Raw genomic sequence first — 21,099 nt, 5'->3', positions numbered from 1 at the left:
TGCCTCTTAATGATTACTGTGATTAACCGGACTAACTTAGACTATTTGACCAGCAGGCGCTATTGCCCAGAGCTGGTGGGTTTGGTCTTTTTGCCGCCCCAGCGCCGCATCAGGTCATGTTCTATGTCGAGACAGTCGAATAATTTGCCCACGCTCTGGTCGACGATTTCGGTGACGCTGGCAGGTTGCTGATAAAAGGCCGGGACGGGTGGCAGAATAACTGCACCATAGTCTGCGGCACGGGTCATCAGTTCCAGGTGGCCTTTGTGTAATGGCGTTTCGCGGACCATTAAAATGAGTGGCCGGCGCTCTTTGAGAGTGACATCGGCGGCCCGAACCAGCAAGTTGTCGGCGTAGGAATTGGCGATACCGGACAGCGTTTTGATGCTGCAGGGCACCACTGCCATGGCATCGGCCCGGTAGGAGCCACTGGCAATACCCGCAGCGAGGTTGTCGTTGCTGTGAACCACATCAGCCATGGCCTTAACATCAGCCACCTTGAAATCAGTCTCCACGGCTATGTTCAAGGCCGCGCCGTCGCTGATGATCAGGTGGCTTTCGATGGTATCCATTTCGGCCAGGTGTTGTAGGGCCCGAATGCCGTAGATGACGCCTGAGGCGCCGCTGATACCAATTATAATTCGCTTTTTCATGAGCTGTCCTTTGCTGACGTGAGAGCATCGCAGAATCTGAAATCAGGGTCAAAGCTTCTACTGCTTATGGACGATGAAGCCGTCGCGATTCGGCGGTACACTGTCGGACAGCCATAATTCAGTTAAGTGGGGTTCGGAATGAAGCAGGCACTGTCTTTTTGTCGCATGTGTATGGGGCATTGCGGGGTAGTCGTTGAGGTGGATGACCAGGGTAGCTTGCAGAGTATTCGTGGGGATCAGGATGATCCGCAGACGCTCGGCTTCGCCTGTTACAAAGGCATGAAAGCCACGGAGTCTCACAATAGCCCCGAGCGTATTTTGCACCCACTGAAGCGTCAGCCTGATGGCACCTTTGCGCGTGTGGAATTGAGCCAGGCGCTGGACGAAATTGCCGAACGCATCAGCACGCTGCGCGATAGCTATGGCCCCGACAGTATTGCCGGCTATAAAGGCGGCGGCGGTTTCTTCACATCTTCTTCGGTTAAGCTGCTGGCAAGCTTGCTCAAGGAACTTGGCAGTCATAAGTCATTTTCTTCGGTCACTATTGATCAATCTTCTAAAGCGGTGAGTGCTGGCCGTATTGGTATCTGGCCCGCCGGTCGCGATCCTTTCGACAAAGCCGAGGTGCTGCTGCTTTTAGGCGCTAATCCGCTGGTAACAATTTCTACCACAGGCTTTGACAACCGCAATCCGGTCAAGCGCCTCAAGGCAGCGCGTGAGCGCGGCATGAAGTTAATTGTTGTGGATCCCAGGGAAACTGAAACAGCCAAGTTCGCCGATCTTCATTTGCAGGTACTGCCGGGAGAGGATGCTGCAGTGATGGCAGGTCTTCTTCATATCGTTTTGAAAGAGGGATGGGAGGATAAAGAATTCTGTGCCGACCATGCCGGACAGCTCGATGAGCTGAGGTCTGCAGTGGCGAACTTCACGCCGGACTGGGTCGCCTCTCGCGCTGGCATCAGCAGTGCTGAGTTATACGCGGTAGCCCGCGCTTTTGCTTATGATGCAAGTCGCGGTTGCGCCACCAGCGCAACGGGTCCGGACATGTCGGCTTATCCGAATCTGGCGGAACACTTAATAGAAACGCTGAACGTAATTTGCGGCCGCTTTCTTCGCGAGGGAGAGGAGGTTCCTAATCCGGGCGTACTGAAGCCGCGCTGGCCGCGTCCGGCCCAGGTGATTCCAGCGCCGCGCTGGTGGGAGCAGGGTTATCAAAGCCGCGTTGGTGATTACGGTCTGATCGAAGAGGAGTTACCAACCGGTACTTTAGCTGAAGAAATTTTGCAGCCCGGTGACGGGCAAGTGCGTTGTCTTATCGTTCACGGCGGTAACCCGGCCGCCGCGGTGCCAGATCAGCGGCGCATCTTGGAGGCACTGCGCGCATTGGATTTGCTGGTAGTCATTGAGCCTTTCATGAGCGTTACTGCGCAACTGGCTGACTACATACTGCCGCCGACATTGCCCTACGAGCGGGCCGACCTGCCGCTATTTATCTACGAAGAGTTGGTGACCTTTGCACCCTATACTCGTTACACGCCTGCTGTAGCGACTCCGCCAAGTGGGGCGGAAGTGTATGACGATCATCATTACTTCTGGGAACTGGCGCGACGTCTGGACGTGACGCTGCATTATTTTGAAACGCCACTTGATATGAGCGAGGCGCCCACCACCGAGGACTTGTTGCAGATTGCGATGGTCCACGCGGACTTTGACCTCGAACATCTCAAGGCGCATGAGCGCGGAGTGTACGTGGATAAGCCGCAGCGGGTAACAGCAGCTGACCCGGCGCTGCAGACTCGTTTTAGTCTACTACCCGCCGATGTCGCGGCGGAGCTGCAGTCTGTCTATGCTCAGGCACCCAGTCGTGACTTTGGTTATCGGTTTGCGGTGCGGCGCATGCGTGACACGCTTAACAGTGCCTGTCGCGACCTGCCGTCCATTAAACAAAGGGTGCCTTATAACCGGGTCTTTGTTAACCCATTGGACCTGCAGGCGGAAGGTTGTGCCGATGGCGACAGACTGCGTGTGTGCTCGGAGCATGGCAGCATTGAGGCGATCGCAGCGGCTGATCCTAGCGTGCGACAGGGTGTCGTGTCAGTCAGTCACGGCTTCGGTGGTTTGCCTGATGCGGATGATTATTTGGAGCAGGGCAGTAATACCAATCTACTGATAAGCACCAGTAGTGACCTGGCTTCGATTAATGCTATGCCGCGAATGAGTGGTTTTCCGGTGCGTCTGGAGGTAGTGTAAGACGCAGGTAAGAAAGTCAGCAGAAGGATGTTAGAACAATGAGTTTATTTGGTATTCGCAAGAAGCACAGTATTCCAGACGCAGCCAGCGCTTTGCCCGGGCGTGACACCGCTATACCCGTGCCCGCGCAGCACTATGTGAATGGCAATCCGCTGCAGCCCCCCTTTCCGGAACATCTGGAGCAGGCGGTATTTGGCATGGGTTGTTTCTGGGGTGTGGAGCGCATTTTCTGGCAGATCCCCGGTGTTTATACCACCGCTGTCGGCTATGCCGCTGGCGTCACCCCCAATCCTAGCTATCAGGAAGTCTGCAGTGGTCAGACCGGACACAATGAGGTGGTGCTGGTCGTTTTTGACCCGTCAGTGGTAGATTATGGAACATTACTGAAACACTTTTGGGAGGGACATAACCCGACTCAGGGTATGCGTCAGGGCAATGATATGGGTACCCAGTATCGGTCTGGAATATACACCTTCGGCAGCTCTCAGCAAGCTGCAGCAGAAGCTTCTCTGGCCGCGTTTCAGCAGGCTCTGGATGCTGCCGGTGTGGGCGCGATTACTACAGAAATAGAAGAAGCCACCGCCTTTTATTACGCCGAGGATTATCACCAGCAGTATCTGGCGAAGAATCCCGGCGGATATTGCGGTCTTGGTGGCACCGGTGTCAGCTGTCCACAGGGAGTGGCTGGCGTCGCCGTCTGATTGCCGTGCCTGCCGGAGCTTACGCAAACGCTCTATAAATGCTGCCGATGAAAGCTCGGGCCATGAGGATCGAAGGTTTCCTATCGTGAATAGATATTACTTATCGACCTTGGCTCTGGCTTTCTTGTTAAGCGTCGCCTGCACGCCAGCGCCCGAACGTCTTGGCGAAATTCCCCTTGGCGTACCCAGCGAGTGGCCTGCCTATGGGGCGACAGCAGGCGGCAGTCACTTTTCTCGCGCCAATCAAATAACGCCCGAGAACGTGGCGCACCTGGAATTAGCGTGGGAGCACCGTTCGGGTGATATCCGCGAGGCCGGTAAAATACCCGGGTCAGCGCAAGGATTTCTTCCGCAAGGCTATATCAGCCAAAGTTCACTGCAGGTAACGCCGATTGTTGTGGAAGACCGGCTTTACTACTGCACACCTTTTAACCGGGTGTTCGCATTGGATGCTAACTCCGGCGAAGAACTGTGGGTGTTCGACCCAGAGATTGATCACTACGCCGATTTACTGTCCAATTGTCGTGGGGTCAGTTCCTGGCAATCAGGTAAACAGGGTTTTTGTGAACACCGAATTTTACTGGGAACCCTGGACGCGCGTTTGATCGCTCTGGACGCTGCCACCGGTCGACGCTGTGAAGACTTTGGTGATACCGGGGAGGTCGATACCAGCCACGGTATGGTCGAGCATCACCCGGCTGAATACAGCATAACCTCGCCGCCAGCTATCCTGGGTGAAAACGTCATTACCGGCGCGCTGGTGCTGGACAATCAGCGCACAGATTCACCCAGTGGTGTTATTCGTGCTTACAACGTGCGCACGGGTGAGTTGGTGTGGGCCTGGCACCCGGTTGCACCGGGCGATCGCACTCTGGAGGCAGGGGGTGAGTTTCGGGCGGGTACAACCAATGTGTGGTCGATTATCTCTGTTGATGAGGAGCGCGACCTGGTGTTTCTGCCGACGGGTAATACCACACCAGATTACTACGGCGGTCATCGGCAAGGGTCGGACTACTATTCAAGTTCTGTAGTGGCGCTGCGAGGCTCCACCGGTGAGTTGGTTTGGCACTTTCAGACCGTTCATCATGATATATGGGATTACGATGTGCCCGCACAACCCACGCTGGTGGATTTACAGGTCGATGGTGAAACCGTGCCAGCGGTAGTGCAGGTCACCAAGATGGGGATGACGTTTGCGCTGCACAGGGAAACCGGTGAACCGCTGTGGCCGGTAGAAGAACGGCCGGTGCCGCAGACTGGAGCAGTGGTGGGCGAGTACTTGTCTCCGACCCAGCCCTTTCCAACCCATATCCCCCATCTTGTTGATCCCATCGTTACTGCGGATGATGTCTGGGGCATGGTGTTAGTGGATCAATGGGCCTGTGCCAAGAAAATAGCCGAGTACAACAACCTCGGCTGGTACACACCGCCCTCTGTTGAGGGCACGCTCAACAGCCCGGCCAACGCAGGCGGCAATAACTGGGGCTCACCGGCTATCCACCCGGATAGCGGAGTGATGGTGGTGTATACAAACCGGGTTCCGGGCATAACGCGGCTCATTCCTCGCCAGCAGTGCGAGGGAGTGTCGCAACAGATGAAGGGCACACCGCACTGCGTGCAAGTCGGCATGTTTATGTCTCCGCTGGGGATACCGTGTACTAAGCCGCCCTGGGGTACGCTGGATGCAATAGATCTCAATGCGGGTAAAGTCCTGTGGAGTGTACCGCTGGGTACCACGCGCAATCTGGCGCCGTTCCCGGTCTGGTGGATCAAGGGCTTACCGGGGCTGGGCGGAGTCATGATGACTGATAGTGGGCTGGTGTTCGCGGGTATATCCAATAGCCACACCCTGCGCGCGTTTGATGTAAAAACCGGGGCGCAGTTATGGGAGGGCAAGCTGCCGACAGGGGCAAATGCGGTGCCTATGACTTACCAGGTAGGTGACCGTCAATATGTGTTGATCGCCGCTGGTGGTCACTGGGGCGGTGGTAGCCCGCCGGGAGACCACATCATGGCATTTGCCTTACCGGTTAAATAGAACTGCTGATCCCGAATTCTTTCGGCCATAACAGGCGCACGGGTTTCTATTGAATTTTCCTGAAGTATTCCAAGGCCACAGTCAGTTTCTGGATCGGGTTTACCTATATTACGACAATCGACAGAGGAGGCCGCACGCTTGCCAGCGAGCACCCCCGGGGTGGCTGGGTCGCGCACTGATAGCGTCTGATGGGCGTTCTAAGGCAGTGCTAACGAACCTATTAAGCGGTGTTAGGATGGCGGGAAAATGCGCCGTCAATTACCTTGTGCCGCAGTGCATAATTTCTTACAGTGGAGCTCTATCAGTCTTAGACGACCCTAACTACTAATAATAAATTGAGGTATTGCTGATGATAGCTAAGTCGACGCGAGCTTTTTGCAAACCGTGCGTTATGGCTCTGGCCGTGAGCACACTGTTGGGAACCGCCACCAGTCCGGTGGTGATGGCAGAGGACGCTATTCTCGAAGAAGTTATTGTCACCGCGCGAAAGCGCCAGGAAAGTCTGCAAGAGACGCCTATTGCGGTAACCGCATTGGGCGCGGAAGCCCTGCGCGAGGCCGGGGTTCGTAATCTGGCTGATCTCAACTCCATAGCACCCAATATTGAGGTGCAGTCGGCTAACGGCAATGCACCTTTGGCCAATATATATATTCGCGGTATCGGACAACGCAACAGTGGCCCGAACATTGATTCCGGTGTGGGAATCTATATCGATGATGTGTACGTAGGTCGTCCTGATGGTGCCTTGCTGGATCTTAATGATATTGCTTCAGTACAGGTGCTGCGGGGCCCACAGGGTACTCTATTTGGTAAGAATACTACTGGCGGTGCGCTGGTCTTTACTACCAATCGGCCGCAGGACGAGTTTCAGGGCAGCATTGAGGCGCGGGTAGGCAATTACGGCCGCATGGATGGCTCAGCCATGATTAACATTCCTCTTGGGGAAGATTTTGCGACGCGTCTGTCGGTCAATAGTGTTAATCGCGATGGCTACATTGAGAACCAGTTCGATGGTGACGATTACGTTGATGAAAAGCGGGTCAACGCCATATGGCAGTTGCGCTGGAATGCCAGCGATACCGTGACCCTGGACTTGAATGCCAACTATGCCGATACCGACCAGAAAGCGCGGCCCCAGCGTTGTGTGCCAGTCGATGGCGTAACGGGGTGGCAGGCAGCTTTGTTTGATACGCTGCAGGTAACACCCTCGACCGGTCGCACTTACGATGATTTCTGTCAGGACGCTGCAGATTTGGGTGACGATCGAAAGGTGATATCAGATCTTGGTGGTGGCTATGAAGCCGAGAATAAAGGGCTGTCGTTCACCGCTGAGTGGGAAATTAACGACAATATGTCGTTTAAGAGTGTGAGCGCCTGGCGTTATACCAAAGCGGCTCAGGACGATGAGTTGGATCATACCGGTCTACCCTGGCTGCATCGTACGCAATTAGTGCATCCGCAAAGTTCGCATCGGGAAACCGATCAATACACGCAGGAGTTCGAGTTAAGCGGCAGCGCAGCCGATGACCGGTTGCAATATGTGGCCGGCTTCTTTTACTTCGATGAGCAAACCGATGGCAACATAGCGACCAATTTCCTGGGTCCATTTGATCCCGGTATCGGCGGCTTGTTTATGCTTAACAGCACGTCTACCTTACTGGAGGCAAAGAACAAAGCGTTCGCGGCATTCTCTCAGGTGGAGTGGTCGTTTAATGATAACTGGCGCACCACGCTGGGCATTCGCTACACCGACGAAGAGCGTGAATTGTCGCGTCAGCGCTATGCACTTGAGCCAGCCACGCTGGACCAAAATGGCGGCGCGGTCAATGCTGCCTTCACAGGTGCCTGGTCGGTGGATCGTAGTGTGTTTGAGTACAATCCTAATTTTAATTTTGCCGAAACCGATTACACTCAGGAGGATGTTGGAGCCGATGACACCAGTTTCATGGGTAGCCTACAGTATCTGATTACCGATTGGAGCTGGGTGGATACTGGCAGTATCTACCTGACCTACAGTGAGGGGTTTCTGTCTGGGGGTTTATCAGAAGCGCCCAGCGGAGAGCTGGAGACCTTCGAGCCGGAGGAAGTCGCTAACTACGAACTGGGTATCAAACTCGATCTTCTCGATCGGCGTTTGCGGCTCAATGCGGCGATGTTTTACGCGGATTACACTAATCGCCAGTTGACTACGTTGGTGATAAACACGACTACAAACTCGCCGGCTGGCGCGACCATCAATGCCGCCAAGTCCACCATCAGTGGGATCGAGATAGAAACCATATGGTTGGCCACGGAAAATCTTGAACTGTTCTTCAATGCCACCTTCAACGATGGTGATATCGATGAATTTGAGGATGTGCAATTACTCTACGCGGAGGCTGGCGATCCTATCTCCGATGGCTGTGATCGTATTAACTTGGCGTTGGTCCTGGTTGATGAGTGCAACGTAGATCGCTCCAATGAGAATTTGCCCCGCCTGCCAGAGGAAACCTATTTCCTGGCGGCCCAGTACACGTTTAACACGGGCATTGGCGCGATTATTCCGCGCCTGCAGGCCAGTTTAAAGAAAAACGTTGATTACTGTTTTGACTCCACCAGTTGCGTTACCGAACTGTGGCTGGAGGACGAGCAATTTGATGTCAGCGGGCGAGTTACCTGGATATCGAACGATGGCAAATGGATTGGCTCTCTGTATGGAACCAACCTGACCGACGAAGATTACGTGGTCGGTGGCACTGCTCTGCTGGAGTCGGCGGGTGTCGGTGGCTATGCCGCCAATGCGCCGCGCATGTATGGCGCCGAATTGAAGTGGTCGTTCTAATCGATCAGGTGTGACTGACGGGCTCGAAGGGGACCAGGGGCAGGCTATGCAACGCAGAGATTTCCTACGCTATACAGGGGCTGGAATTGCTGGTCTGGGCGGTGCCGGTTTGTTGGCAGGTTGCAGTAAAGAGCAGCCTTATATGTTCTGGCGTGAGGGAAACTATCCGCCCGTTTCAGAGCAGGTTACGGTCACTGACCTAAAGGTGGAGGGCGCCATACCTCCCGAGCTTAGTGGACTCTACGTGCGCAATGGTCCCAACGAGCACACCGGTCCCAGCGATCATTTTTTTGGTGGCGACGGAATGCTGCACGGGCTGCGACTGCAAAACGGTAAGGCACTCTGGTACCGCAATCGCTACGTTGATACACCGGTGCTGCGCGAAGAAACCGGCGGCATGGGCCCGCCCAAGTTGGCGGATACTAGCAGTGCAGTTTCGCTCATTCATCACGGTGGCAAGCTACTGTCGTTGGGCGAGTTTGGCTACCCCTATGAAATTGATCCCACGGATCTGGCGACCATAGGCCCCTACAATTACGCAGGTCGTTTAAAGACAAATATGACGGCACATCCCAAGGTCGACCCGGTCTCCGGAGAGCTGATTCTATTCGGCTATAACGTCATGGAGCCGTATTTAACCTATATGCGAGCTAACGCTGCCGGTGAGATGGTGCAGGTTGAGCCTATTACCACTAAAGGCCCAAGCATGATGCATGATTTTGCGGTGACCGAAAATTACGTCATCTTCATGGAAATGCCGATTATATTTTCGATGCGGCTGGCGGTGACCGGCGATGGTCTGCCGTTTCGCTGGGATGATTCCGCGCCCTGTCGGTTTGGTATTATGCCGCGCACCGGCAAAGACGCGGATGTGCGTTGGTTTGATGTCCCTCCGTGCTTTATCTTCCACACTATGAATGCGTTTGAGCAGGGCGACGAGGTGGTACTGGATGCCGCCCGTTACGAAAAGCTATGGGTAAAGGACTCACACGATTTTAACCATCCGGCCTACCTGACGCGGTTTACCATGAATCTGACAACCGGTTCAGTGGCGGTTGATCGTCGCGATGAGCAGGCCATGGAATTTCCGCAAATACACCGAGGATTGTGGACGCGGCCTTACCGGTATGGGTATGGCCTTAGCGCGGAGGAGTCACTAGGCGAAATGGCATACGACGGGGCCACCGGGTTTATGAAGTTTGATATGCAACTCGGCAGTAGTGAACGTCACGATCTGGCCTCACATTTTGCGCCTAACGAGGCGTTTTTCGTACCCACGTCCAAGGCTGAAGATGAAGGCTATTTGCTGAGTTATGTCTATGACCGACGTGACCAGAAGAGCGCGCTGTGGATTCTGGATGCCAATAACATCAAAGCCGCACCGGTTGCGAAAGTACAACTACCGGTGCGTGTGCCGCAGGGCTTCCACGGTGAGTGGGTTGATGAAGAGCAGCTAGCTTAGCAGCTCTGGTTGTTCGTCAATGATAGTTTGGTACAGCGGCTGAAAATTGAACCAGCCGGCTATCGGAACACCGACAGTTTTGAAAGTCTGCTTGGCTGCTTCGGGACGGATCAGCTTGGGCGTGCCAGCGGCTTCTGCCATGAGCTGGGCCTGGCAGCTGCGCTCCATGGTGATAAACCACCAGGCGGCAGCTTCAATGGTCTCTCCCACGGTCAGCAGGCCATGGTTCTGTAAAATAGCAGCTTTTGCGTCGCCCAATGCCTCGGCAATTTTAACACCTTCGCTGTTGTCCAGCACGACACCGGTAAAATCATCAAACAGCACATGGTCTTCGTAAAAAGCGCAGGCGTCCTGAGTGAGTGGGTCAAGCAGGCGTCCCAGACTGGACCAGGCTTTGCCGTAAATCGAGTGCGAGTGGGCGGCCGCAGTGACGTTTGGATTGGCCATGTGAATATTGGCGTGAATAGTAAACGCAGCGCCGTTAAGCATGCCATGGCCTTCCACAATTTCGCCGGTGTGGCTGACCAGCAGCAGGTCCGATACGGTCATTAGTTTAAACGACTTGCCCATGGGGTTAACCCAGAAGTGGTCGGTACGCTCCGGGTCGCGGACAGTAATGTGACCAGCGACGCCCTCATCAAAACCAAATTTACCGAACAGGCGCAGCGCGGCGGCTAGTTTGTTCTTGCGATCCTCACGAATTTCGTCAGGAGTTTCAGGCATTTTCATCATGTCACCACCAGCTTCGCGGTTCATGATGATGTCATTGGCGGGTTGATTCATAGTTCTGCTCCAGTCGAGGGAAAAACGAGTATAGCTGCTTTGGGCGGGGAGGGCGAAACGCCGTGGCTACTCAAACGGCAGTTGGGTGGGCGTTAGTTCACCTTTACATTGCAGGCATTGATAGCGTCCCTTGCCCCTCACCATGGTGTTGTGACGCCGGGCTGAGACTTCGTGCAGGCGGCAATCACAGCGGTAGTTGTAGCGCGTTTGGCGGCGCTGGGGAATGCCGCTGAGATCAAAGCTGCAGGTGACGCTGGGGTCAGCGTCGAAGGCTTGCATTAGCGCCAGCCATTCCGGCCCATGGGGTTTAACCCGGCGTCGGTAGTGGCAGTGCACCGCAAAGTGCGCCACCTCATGCGGCACTGTACCGGTCAGGTTCTCGGGGTAGTATTTTGCGAACAGCCAGGGATTGTAGCGAATAATGCGGTTGCCGCCTGCGACTTTAAACATGCCGGCGCTACTGCCGGGAAGATCGAAGCGTATTTGGACTTCTTTCAGCGGGTGTTGGTACACGGTCTCGGCCAGCTGCAGGTACTGATTCGTGGCCGCGATCACCTCGGCGCGGCGCTCATCGTCTATGGGTTCGATCATTGCCGTTCAATCATCCTGCACTTTACCGCGCAGCTGCTTGGTGTGTCCGCGTTGGGTTTTTTTGTCGACTCGCTTGCGCTGCGAGCTGCGACTTGGCTTGGTAGCGCGCCGTGGTTTTTGTACAACGAGTGCCTTGAGGATAATTTCGCGAAGCCGTTGCAAGGCGTCGTCATGGTTTTTTTCTTGCGTGCGGAAGCGTTGTGCCTTGATGATCAGCACGCCGTCCTTGGTCAGGCGTTGGTCGCGCAGGGCCAGCAGTCGTTCCTTGCAGTATTCCGGTAGTGAGGAACGGGGCACATCAAAGCGCAGGTGAATGGCGCTGGAGACCTTGTTAACGTTCTGTCCGCCGGCACCCTGCGCACGGATGGCCTGCCACTCAAGCTCAGCTTCCGGGACTCGCAAATGGCTGTTGATTTGTAAATCTGGCATCGATTGGACCGGTTTTCGATAGTAACTTCAGACGGGCATTGTATGGCACAACTGCAACCAGTTCAGCAACGCCGGACCGCGATATTTATGGCGATGCAAGATAATACTGAAGCTGCGGCTGAAGTCACGCCAGTGAATGTCCAGAGGCACCAGAGAACCGCGGGCAAAAGCTTCCTTCAGACAGATTCTGGACAGGCAGCCGATACCAAGCCCAGCCTCTACGGCACGCTTGATGGCTTCGGTATGCTGCAGCTCCAGATCAATCTCCAGTTCGCTGAGCAAGCCGTGCATGGCGCGATCAAAGGTCTGGCGGGTGCCGGAGCCGGGTTCCCGAACTATCCAACGGGCTTTTTTGAGGTCATCGTCTTGCAGTGACTTGCGCTGGGCCAGCGGATGGTCGGGTGCGGCAAAGGCGATCAGCTCGTCGTCGCGCCAGTGGATAATGTCTAACTCCGGATGGTGCAGCTCGCCTTCAATGAGCCCGACATCGAGCTGAAAGTTAGCGACAGCTGCGGCGATATGCTCAGTGTTGGCAACCTCCAATGCGACACTGGCCTGTGGGTACTGCTCGCGAAATTGCGCGATCATGCCGACCGCCAGGTAATTGCCGACGGTCAAAGTGGCGCCGATACGCAGGTGACCGCTAGTGGCCTGCCCAGCTAATTCGCTCTCGATAGTGGCTGCTTGCTCGATCAGTGCCTGAGCGCTGGGACGCAGGCTTCTGCCGCGTTCGTTGAGATGCAGGCGTTTGCCGACGCGGTCAAATAGCTGCACTTGAAACTGGTTTTCCAGCTCGCGTAAAGCACCGCTGGCGGCTGACTGTGACATGGCTAACTGGTCTGCAGCGCGACTGATATTCTCACTGTTGGCTGTAGCCAGAAAAACTTCCAACTGACGCAGGGTATAGCGCAAGAGCTGTACTCCTTATATCGGTAAAAGCGATATTATATATCATTATTAACCGTTTTATAAATATAACGGCGCGCATTATGCTGGAGTCCAATTCAAGAGTTAAGGAGTCACGGACATGGCTGAATTACTGCGTGCAGAAGTCACCGAGGTGCATCACTGGACTGACAACCTGTTCAGTTTCAAAACCACTCGTGATCCCGGCTTTCGTTTCAAGAGCGGCTATTTCACCATGATAGGCCTGGAACAGGAGGGGCGACCACTGCTGCGTGCTTATAGCATGGCGAGCCCACACTATGCCGAAGAGCTGGAGTTCTTCAGCATCAAAGTTGCGGACGGTCCGCTCACCTCACAGCTGCAACATATCAATGTGGGCGATGAGATTCTGGTAAACAGCAAGGCGACCGGTACGCTGGTAGAAGACAACCTGTTACCCGGTAAGCATTTGTACCTGTTGGCGACTGGCACCGGGTTGGCGCCTTTCCTGAGCATTATTCGCGACCCGGAGATTTACGAAAATTTTGACAAGATTATTTTGACCCACGGGTGCCGCTACGTTGATGAGTTGGCCTATCAGGACATCATTACTGACCATTTACCCCAGAACGAGTATTTTGGTGACGTGGTGCGCGAGAAGTTGATTTACTACCCAACGGTGACCCGTGAGAAGTTTCAGACCAACGGACGTCTCACTGACCTGATGCGTATCGGAAAACTGACTCGGGATCTTGGTTTACCGGCGTTAGACCCTGAGCATGACCGTTTTATGCTGTGCGGAAGTCCGGCAATGCTTAAGGACCTGACCGGGTTACTCAAGCAGGGTGGTTTCCGTGAGACGCGCAATGGCGAGCTGGGTCATTATGTGGTGGAGCGTGCCTTCGTCGAATAGGCTAAATCTTCGGGGCTTGCACGGGAGCGCAAGCCCCCCCCATTACTTGCCGCGGCTGCTATAGACAGGCAGTGGATCTACCCCGGCGAAATGTGCCTCAATGTCCTCGATGCTTAGCGGGCTATCCTGCTGCTTGATATGATCTTCTGCGGGAGAGTGCCACAGCGCCACTTTATGGCCGTTGCAGGTCAGGCACTGGCCGTTCATGGCGGCAGCGGCGTCACTGGCTAACCAGACCAGTCCCTGCGCCACATCCTCAGGCTCGCCAAAGCCCATTTCCTTAGCACTCATGTCAGCCTTGTCGACCAGCGGTTGGGTCATATCCGTGCGAGCTACCGGCCACATGGCATTACTACGAATGTTATAGCGCGATAGCTCTTTGGCGGCGGTATACATCATGCCCATAAGCCCGGCCTTGGCGGCCGCATAGTTGGTTTGGCCGAAATTCCCAATGAGCCCTGACGCTGAGGTAATCTGGATGATATGGCCACCGGATTCTTGTTCACGCATGGCTTGAGCTGCCTGCCTTGTGCACATGAACGGTCCGCGCAGGTCTACGCCAATGACCTCGTCAAAGTCCTCGTCGCTCATTTTCATCAGCGTGCGGTCGCGCACAATACCGGCGTTGTTGACCATAATGTCGATGCCGCCAAATTTCTCAACGCAGGTATTGACCAGTTCGCTGCAGACCGCAGACTCGGCGACTGAGCCCGCCACGCAGTGGACATTCGCGCCCAGCGCGCGCAGTTCATCGGCGGTGGCCTCGAGCGCAGTTTGGTTGGTACCGTTGATGATCAGCGAGGCACCTTCGCGTGCCATAGCCAGTGCAAAATGCCGGCCCAGGCTGCGCGAAGAGCCCGTAATCACTGCCCGTTTTCCTTCTAATCTTGCCATAGCTTTCAGTCTCCTCAGACGTCGATGCCGCCAGTCTCTGGTGCGGGACGGGCGCGTTGATTGTAGAGCAGGGCGACAATGCGCTGCCGTTCTTGTTCTGGCACCTCAGAGTAGCTCTGGGTCAGGTCACTGCCTATTGCCATGCCGCGCTGCAGTGCGGGGCGCTGTGCCAATTCGTCTAGCCAGCGTGTTACGTATTTGAATTCTGTCAGATCAATGCCCTGCGTTTCCCAGCCGCAGGCCCAGGGGTAACAGGCCATGTCGGCAATCGTATAGGCATCACCCGCGAGGTAGCGGCGGTCATAGAGGCGATTATTCAGTACGCCGTAAATGCGGTGCAGTTCATCGTTGAAACGGGCCATGGCATAGCTCTGGTCGCCCTGTTTGTCCTTCAGTCTGGCAAAGTGGCCGCGCTCGCCGGTCTTCGGCCCCTGATTGGCCATTTGCCACATGACCCATTGGTAGACTTCCCATTTCTCCCGTTCATCGCGGCCACCGAACTGGCCGGTCTTTTCGGCGATATACATCATGCAAGCACCGGATTCGAATACCGATAGCGGCTCATCGCCGGTTGCCGGGTCATGATCGACAATCGCCGGCATACGATTGTTGGGGCAGATGTTCAGAAACTCGTCCTTAAACTGATCGCCGCTGCCGATGCTGCAGTAGATTACTTCGTAATCGGCCCCGCATTCCTCGAGTTGGATGGTTAGTTTCTTACCATTGGGGGTGGGCCAGTAATGTACGTCAATCATTAAGATTGCCTCGTTGTCTTTGCAGAACACTGATTGTGCCTATAATAGAGGTTTGGTCAACGGATACTTGATAATGGGTTTTTACGATAAGCATATAGTGCCGCGTTTGGTAAATTGTGGCTGTGGTACCAAACCGATACTGAAGCAACGTGAAAAAATTGTGCCCCGTGCCAGCGGCACCGTACTGGAGATTGGTATTGGAACCGGACATAATCTTCCTTACTACGATACCGAGCGGGTAACGCGCGTGATTGGTCTGGACCCGTCGGAGGAATCCTGGAAGTTGGCTGGCGAGCGTGCCAGAGACTTGCCGTTTCCAGTCGATTTTATCGGTTTGCCGGGCGAGCAAATTCCCCTTGATGACAATTCGGTGGACACCGTGCTGGTCACCTATGCCTTCTGTACGATACCCGATCCAGTGACTGCACTGGCGGGCATGGCGCGAGTACTGCGCCCAGGCGGTGAGCTGCTGTTCTGTGAGCACGGGGAAGCGCCGGACGCCAATATACAGCGGTGGCAGGAGCGTATTAATCCCTGGTGGCGGCCGCTGATGGGCGGTTGTAATCTGCATCGGAAAATTCCCGGTTTATTGGCCGAGGGCGGCTTTGTTATCGATGATCTGGAAGAAATGTATTTACCCAATACGCCCAGATTTGCCGGCTATCAGTATTGGGGCTCTGCGCACGCGAGCACTGGAGCTGCGTCAGCATGAGCCAGACCATGTCTGCTTACCGCATGTTGCAGTGGCAGCAGCCTCCGCAGCTGATGGAAGTAGAGGTGCCTGAGCCCGGGCCCGACGAGATACTGGTGCGGGTGGCCGGTAACGGCCTGTGTCATTCCGATCTGCATATGATGCATATGCCAGGTCAGTTGGGTCCGACACTGGGCTGGCAAATGCCGTTTACGCTGGGCCATGAAACGGCCGGGTGGATTGAGCGTTGGGGGAGTCGAGTGACTGGTTTACAGCAGGGACAGGCGGTCGCCCTGGTATCGCCGACATCCTGCGGCAGCTGTCACGAATGTCTCAGCGGCCATGATAATGTCTGTGGGCATAATGGTGTGGGTCGTGGCTTCGGTTTTGATGGTGGGCTAGCCGAGTTCGTGCTGGTAAGAGACAAGCGTTCGCTGATTGCACTGGAGGGCCTGGAGCCGCTCACCGCTGGCCCACTGACTGATGCGGGCGCCACCTCCTGGCATGGCTTTAATAGAATTCGACCGCAGTTATTGCCGGGCGCTAACGTATTGGTCATTGGAGCGGGTGGTTTGGGAAGTTTTGCCGTCCAGTATATTAAGCTACTAACGCAGGCCAGACTGATTGTCGCGGACATCGCCAGTAACAAGCTTGAGCACGCGCGCAGTCTGGGAGCAGATATTTGCGTCGATAGCAGTGCAGTGGATCTCGGGCGCGAAGTGATGCAACTGACTGAAGGCCAGGGAGTAGTAGCAGTGCTGGATTTTGTCGGCAACGAGCAAACGATTGCTGCCGGTATAGCTGTGCTGGGTAAGCTAGGCAGTTATGGGCTGGTAGGCGGAGAAATGGGCGGCTACCCGCAACCACTGTTTCACGCTCTGGCAAGTAAAGAGGCACAGATTTTCTCTTTTATGGGGCCCACGATTGCGGATACTCAGGCCGTGTTAGCGTTGGCCGCGGAGGGCGCGCTAGTCAATGAAGTAGAAGTATTTGAGCTCGCGGATGTTGGTGAGGCTTATCGGCGGCTTGGCGCCGGTGAGTTGACGGCGCGCGCCGTGATTCGGACCTCAGGTTAGTAGCTTGAGCGGCCTGCTAATGTCAGCTCGATCGACACCAGATGATGGCTACAAATCATGTCGCGGTAAGCGTTCGGCAGTTTTGTGGCGGTGGCTAATTGCACCACTGCTGTGTCTGTGGCTAATGCCACAGTCGGCCGTGGTGTGGTCGGCAGGTGGCGTGGTTGGCGAAGCGGGCAGTTGTATGATCGAAATTGGGCTATACACTGCTCATTTTACCGTCTACCAATCAGAGACCCGTGGCGACAGTGAATTTTGCGAGGACCTGCCTGATACCGGTCCCACCCTGTTTGTTCTGGACTACTTGCATGGCAGCATGAAGGAGGTCGGTGTGGACTTTCGAATTATTCGCGATGATGATGACTGGGGTATTTTTACTCGCTGGGAGAATATTGCGGCGCTGGAAGATCTGGACGCGCGCACTGTATTTTATCAGCCGGCTGCTGTGTTTTCAGGCAATCAACTGTTGGCAGAATACGACTTTCAAATGGCCGGTGATTACATTGGCATTGTCACTGCACCCCATCCCGACAAGGACATCATGTATCGAGCAGTGTTTCCATTTGCCGTAGCTAAACCTAACCACTTGCCCTGGCTGGCCTTACTGGCATTTGCACTGCTGCTGGGCGGCCTGTGGTGGAGACGTATCCATGCGCAGCACTAGACTCGCTCTGATCTGTATCGCATTAGTGCTGTTGGCTTGGCCGCCGCAGTGGTATCCGGATACCGTGCGCATAGCACTGACACAGTGGTTCGGAGCGGCCCCCTGGCGCAGCCTGCCAGGACCACTGGCGGCAAATGCTGAAACGCCGGAGGATTATTGCCCCGGCGGTGAGGCCGGTTGGCGTGATGAGCAAGAGATTGAGGGCGTTACGGTGCAGGCGGTGGCCGGTTGTGTGGCGGACAATCCGTGGTTGGTTGCTGCTGCCGTGCGTGGCACCAATAATGTATCGCATAGGGTCTTGATGCGCAGCGGCCTGACCGCAGACGCGGTAGAAAAAGGCGCTGATCTGGACGGCGACGGTGATCCGGATGTGATTCACATTCGACTGGAGGTCGCTGAACTTAACGGCAGTTCAGCGGAGTCCCGTGATCCTGTGACTAGCTATGCGTTGGCGCCAGGTATTACACCCGGGCTCTGGGTATTTGCGCCCAAGCTGGCAGGTATGGCAACCGAGAATTTTGAATCTAATCAGGCGCGCAGCGCGTTGCGCCTGCCATCGCCAGCGCTGCGGGTTGAGCAGGGTGATCGCGTTATCATCACGCTGGAAAATACCCACTACATGCCACACACGCTGCACCTGCACGGTGCCGACCATGGCTTTACTACGGCTACCGGCGCTGGCAATGACGGGGTGCCGCTGACCAGTGAAGTACCGGTGATGCCGGGCATGGCACGCAGCTATGAACTGACCCCACGGCACGCCGGCACCATGTTCTATCACTGTCACGTACAGCCTCATGTGCACGTGATGATGGGTTTACAGGGGCTGTTTGTGATTGAGGAAAACCGTCCGAATAACTGGGTCCAAACCATCAATGTCGGTGCCGGGCAAGTGCGCGCGCCGGCGGTGGCGGTGCGCGAGTCTTATCAGCAGGAGTATGACCTGCATTACCTGGATCTAGATCAGCAGCTCAGTGAGCGAATTCAGCACAGTAATGACCCCCGTGTGATCACGCGCTCCATGCATCGTGAGTACGATATTACCGACGCCAGCATGGATTACTTCACGCTCAATGGCCGCTCTTTCCCTTACACATTTCGAGAGTCACTGGTGGTTGCCGCGCCCGGCGACCGGATTAAATTGCGGGTAGTAAACGGCGGCGCCAAGGGCATTGCATTACATACCCATGGCCACAAATTTGTTGTGGTTGCAGAGGATGGCAGTGCGGTTCCCGAAGCGGCTCGTTCGGCGCGCGACGTGGTGTGGTTGGCAACTTCACAGCGAGCCGAGCTGGACCTGATATTGGAGAACGATGGTGTTCACGCCTATGGGCCGGGTATCTGGCCCTTTCATGACCATCAGTATCAGGGCGTCACCAATGACGGTATAGGGCCGGGCGGTAATATCAGCGCCATTGTTTACGAAGAGTATATGGGGGAGTCGGGTTGGCCGCGCACGCAAGGTGTATCCTGGGATAATTATTTCACAGTAGCCTACTACCGCAAGCAGTTGCCAGTGTGGCAAAGCTACGCACCGGGCTTGTTTGGAGACCCGGGCCCCGATTGGATATTGTTGCTGCGCCTGAGTGTGCTGATGCTGGCTCTGGGTGGTCTGCTGGGAACACTATTGTCATGGCTAAGATCAGGACGCTAGCACTACTGTGGCTGCTGGCTTTAGCGCCGACTTGCGCTTTGGCTCAGCACGCTGGCCATCACAATATGCAGCTAGATACAGCCGGTATGGTGATGAATGCCAATCATGACCGCCTGCCGCGCGGCTGCGATGCGATCTCCCGTGACTATGACTTTGATATCGCCGCCGGGCAGGAGTTTGCCGCGGCAGTACCGGGCACCAGTTTTGGTCTCAGCATGCATGAAGTGCGGGTTGAGCCCTGTGCGCGGGTGACCGTCAATTTTAGCAATCGCGATGAAGTGCGCCATCAGTGGATGGTGCATGGTTTGCCGAAGTACCTGTATCCCACCGGCATGTTTCACCTGGAAGCCAACGCCGGCGCCAGCGTGAGCGGCACATTTATCGTGCCCGGGGATGACCGCACTTACCTGATTCATTGCGATATGGCCCAGCACATGGAGAAAGGTATGAAGGGACAACTGGTGGTGGGCAAAGGCAGCGGTAATCTATGGAGCGTGCCGGGGGTCAGTAGGTCGTTTTACCGAGATAGTTATTTGCCGCGCGGCAGCTGGTTGCCGCTGTCAGCCGTGTTTTTGATGGGTATTATAGTAGCCACCCTGTGGGTTAGGCGGGGCCGCTGACCTTCAATGGTAGCTGCGACAGTCGCCGCACAAAGATGCTGGGTACATGCACCGGATCTGCCGTCAGTTGAAAGTCTGAAGTTTGCACAAGCAATTCCTCCAGCATAATTTTGGCCTCCAGACGTGCCAGGCGTGCGCCGACACAAAAGTGTATACCGCGCCCAAAACCGAGGTGGTCGCGGGGGCGCTCACGCTCCAGGTCAACACTGGTCGCCGCCGCATAGTGATCCGGGTCGCGATTGGCCGCCGACCACAACAGCAGGACTCTGGCTTGTTCTGGTAGCGTGATAGTGCCGAGAGTGGTGGCACGCTTGACCACCCGGTAGTGACCTTTGAAGGGTGATTCCAGGCGCACCACTTCTTCGATGAAGGCATCAATCAGGGACGGCTGCTGACGTAGCCGCCGCTGTAAATCTGAATTCTGTGCCAGTATGCGTACGGCACTGCCAGTCAGGCTGGAGGTGGACTCTCCTGCCGCACCCACCAGTACCACCATAATAGATACTGCTTCGGCTTCGCTGATTTGCTTAAGGCGTATACCCGCAACCAGTTCATCCAGAACGCATTCTGAGGTGTTTTTGTGCGGTGCCTGCAGCGCCTGCTGTAATTGTTTGTTCAGGTAACCGGCCATATCTGCGGTAGCGCTGCCGAGTGCCACCATCTGCTCCAGCGTGGTTGTCCCGGCGAGTATCTCGCCGCCACTGAAGGCCCATTTTAATAACTGTGGTAAGTCTTCTGGCGGCAGACCGACCAGTCGCGACATGGCCAGTACAGGTATGGGATCAGCAACTGCTGTCACCCAATCGCCGCCGCCAGCGCTGATGAAATCTTCAATCCGTTGTTGGCTCCAGTCGCGTATTTCTCGCTCCATCGCGGCTACCTTGCGCGCCGTCAGCTGCGGCAGTACTAGCCTGCGATGCACACTATGGGTTGGCTCGTCGGCGTTGGCGATAGCGTCGACGGCACTGCCAAACTGGGTTAGGTCGAACAGCTCCGCCTTACCATCTGTGCCGGTGACCAGTATGCCGGTGAGGTTGGCCGAATAGTCGTCCTGGTTTTGCAGTACCGAATCTATCAGCTGTGCCGAGGCGACCAGGTAAACGTTGGTTCCCGGCAATTGGTAGACCGGCGCTTCGCGTAGGAGTGACGCAAAGAACGGGTAGGGGTTTTCGACAGTGTTGGGCGCCAGCAGATCAAATTCAGCGGGGCTTTTCAACAT

General features: G+C 55.5%; 19 protein-coding genes. 11 read left to right on the top strand and 8 right to left on the bottom strand.

Annotated elements, in window-relative coordinates:
- Nucleotides 1–59: 59 nt before the first annotated feature.
- Nucleotides 60–653 (bottom strand): UbiX family flavin prenyltransferase, encoded by a 594-nt coding sequence (locus tag EYC98_RS14050; RefSeq protein WP_279245971.1) that lies wholly within the window; start codon nucleotides 651–653, stop codon nucleotides 60–62.
- Nucleotides 654–791: 138 nt separating this feature from the next.
- Here EYC98_RS14050 and EYC98_RS14045 point away from each other — a divergent pair, with 138 nt between their 5' ends.
- From EYC98_RS14045 to EYC98_RS14025, 5 genes are all read left to right on the top strand, one after another.
- Entirely contained in the window at nucleotides 792–2,903 is a 2,112-nt protein-coding gene (locus tag EYC98_RS14045; RefSeq protein ID WP_279245970.1) for a molybdopterin-containing oxidoreductase family protein, read from the top strand.
- 38 nt (nucleotides 2,904–2,941) lie between these two features.
- Entirely contained in the window at nucleotides 2,942–3,604 is a 663-nt protein-coding gene (msrA, locus tag EYC98_RS14040; protein ID WP_279245969.1) for a peptide-methionine (S)-S-oxide reductase MsrA, read from the top strand.
- An 85-nt stretch (nucleotides 3,605–3,689) separates the two neighbouring features.
- Nucleotides 3,690–5,642, top strand: a complete 1,953-nt coding sequence (locus tag EYC98_RS14035; protein ID WP_279245968.1) for a pyrroloquinoline quinone-dependent dehydrogenase — start codon at nucleotides 3,690–3,692, stop codon at nucleotides 5,640–5,642.
- A gap of 403 nt (nucleotides 5,643–6,045) precedes the next feature.
- Nucleotides 6,046–8,463 carry a TonB-dependent receptor gene (locus tag EYC98_RS14030; protein ID WP_279245967.1) on the top strand — a complete coding sequence of 806 codons (2,418 nt, stop codon included), beginning with the start codon at nucleotides 6,046–6,048 and terminating at the stop codon, nucleotides 8,461–8,463.
- A gap of 46 nt (nucleotides 8,464–8,509) precedes the next feature.
- On the top strand, nucleotides 8,510–9,925 hold the full coding sequence (locus EYC98_RS14025) for a carotenoid oxygenase family protein (RefSeq protein WP_279245966.1): 1,416 nt from the start codon (nucleotides 8,510–8,512) through the stop codon (nucleotides 9,923–9,925).
- Here EYC98_RS14025 and EYC98_RS14020 read toward each other — a convergent pair.
- The 4 genes from EYC98_RS14020 to EYC98_RS14005 form a co-directional block, all read right to left on the bottom strand.
- On the bottom strand, nucleotides 9,917–10,708 hold the full coding sequence (locus tag EYC98_RS14020; protein WP_279245965.1) for a class II aldolase/adducin family protein: 792 nt from the start codon (nucleotides 10,706–10,708) through the stop codon (nucleotides 9,917–9,919). The two genes, EYC98_RS14025 and EYC98_RS14020, sit on opposite strands and share 9 nt — an antisense overlap.
- 66 nt (nucleotides 10,709–10,774) lie before the next feature.
- The gene (locus tag EYC98_RS14015) at nucleotides 10,775–11,299 is read right to left on the bottom strand and encodes a SprT family zinc-dependent metalloprotease (protein WP_279245964.1); all 525 of its coding nucleotides are present in this window, start codon (nucleotides 11,297–11,299) and stop codon (nucleotides 10,775–10,777) included.
- A 6-nt stretch (nucleotides 11,300–11,305) separates the two neighbouring features.
- Nucleotides 11,306–11,728 (bottom strand): alternative ribosome rescue aminoacyl-tRNA hydrolase ArfB, encoded by a 423-nt coding sequence (gene arfB, locus EYC98_RS14010; RefSeq protein WP_279245963.1) that lies wholly within the window; start codon nucleotides 11,726–11,728, stop codon nucleotides 11,306–11,308.
- A 27-nt stretch (nucleotides 11,729–11,755) separates the two neighbouring features.
- A complete protein-coding gene (locus EYC98_RS14005; protein ID WP_279245962.1) occupies nucleotides 11,756–12,640 on the bottom strand; it encodes a LysR family transcriptional regulator in 885 nt (294 codons plus the stop codon).
- A gap of 115 nt (nucleotides 12,641–12,755) precedes the next feature.
- On the opposite strand from EYC98_RS14005, the gene EYC98_RS14000 reads away from it, so the two are divergent.
- Nucleotides 12,756–13,526: a ferredoxin--NADP reductase gene (locus EYC98_RS14000; protein WP_279245961.1), complete on the top strand. Its 771-nt coding sequence runs from the start codon at nucleotides 12,756–12,758 to the stop codon at nucleotides 13,524–13,526.
- Nucleotides 13,527–13,568: 42 nt separating this feature from the next.
- Here the strand turns inward: EYC98_RS14000 and EYC98_RS13995 are convergent, their stop codons facing one another.
- On the bottom strand, nucleotides 13,569–14,420 hold the full coding sequence (locus EYC98_RS13995; protein WP_279245960.1) for an SDR family NAD(P)-dependent oxidoreductase: 852 nt from the start codon (nucleotides 14,418–14,420) through the stop codon (nucleotides 13,569–13,571).
- A gap of 14 nt (nucleotides 14,421–14,434) precedes the next feature.
- The gene (locus tag EYC98_RS13990) at nucleotides 14,435–15,175 is read right to left on the bottom strand and encodes a glutathione binding-like protein (protein ID WP_279245959.1); all 741 of its coding nucleotides are present in this window, start codon (nucleotides 15,173–15,175) and stop codon (nucleotides 14,435–14,437) included.
- A 73-nt stretch (nucleotides 15,176–15,248) separates the two neighbouring features.
- On the opposite strand from EYC98_RS13990, the gene EYC98_RS13985 reads away from it, so the two are divergent.
- From EYC98_RS13985 to EYC98_RS13965, 5 genes are read left to right on the top strand one after another with little or no spacing between them, the layout of a single operon-like run.
- A complete protein-coding gene (locus EYC98_RS13985; protein WP_279245958.1) occupies nucleotides 15,249–15,887 on the top strand; it encodes a class I SAM-dependent methyltransferase in 639 nt (212 codons plus the stop codon).
- The gene (locus tag EYC98_RS13980) at nucleotides 15,884–16,942 is read left to right on the top strand and encodes an alcohol dehydrogenase catalytic domain-containing protein (protein ID WP_279245957.1); all 1,059 of its coding nucleotides are present in this window, start codon (nucleotides 15,884–15,886) and stop codon (nucleotides 16,940–16,942) included. The genes EYC98_RS13985 and EYC98_RS13980 overlap by 4 nt, the downstream gene beginning before the upstream one ends.
- 19 nt (nucleotides 16,943–16,961) lie before the next feature.
- On the top strand, nucleotides 16,962–17,606 hold the full coding sequence (locus EYC98_RS13975; protein WP_279245956.1) for a hypothetical protein: 645 nt from the start codon (nucleotides 16,962–16,964) through the stop codon (nucleotides 17,604–17,606).
- The gene (locus EYC98_RS13970) at nucleotides 17,593–19,260 is read left to right on the top strand and encodes a multicopper oxidase domain-containing protein (protein ID WP_279245955.1); all 1,668 of its coding nucleotides are present in this window, start codon (nucleotides 17,593–17,595) and stop codon (nucleotides 19,258–19,260) included. The genes EYC98_RS13975 and EYC98_RS13970 overlap by 14 nt, the downstream gene beginning before the upstream one ends.
- Complete coding sequence (locus EYC98_RS13965; RefSeq protein ID WP_279245954.1) at nucleotides 19,239–19,880, top strand: cupredoxin domain-containing protein; 642 nt, start codon at nucleotides 19,239–19,241, stop codon at nucleotides 19,878–19,880. The genes EYC98_RS13970 and EYC98_RS13965 overlap by 22 nt, the downstream gene beginning before the upstream one ends.
- On the opposite strand, the gene EYC98_RS13960 is transcribed toward EYC98_RS13965, so the two are convergent.
- Nucleotides 19,864–21,099, bottom strand: coding sequence for a cytochrome P450 (locus EYC98_RS13960; protein ID WP_279245953.1), 1,236 nt, complete (start codon nucleotides 21,097–21,099; stop codon nucleotides 19,864–19,866). The two genes, EYC98_RS13965 and EYC98_RS13960, sit on opposite strands and share 17 nt — an antisense overlap.

Origin of the sequence: Candidatus Litorirhabdus singularis (assembly GCF_026262625.1) — a bacterium.
GTDB classification, from domain to species: Bacteria; Pseudomonadota; Gammaproteobacteria; order Pseudomonadales; family Halieaceae; genus Litorirhabdus; species Litorirhabdus singularis.
The sequence above is the reverse complement of the archived record's forward strand: the minus strand, read 5'-3'. Positions and strand labels throughout refer to the sequence as shown.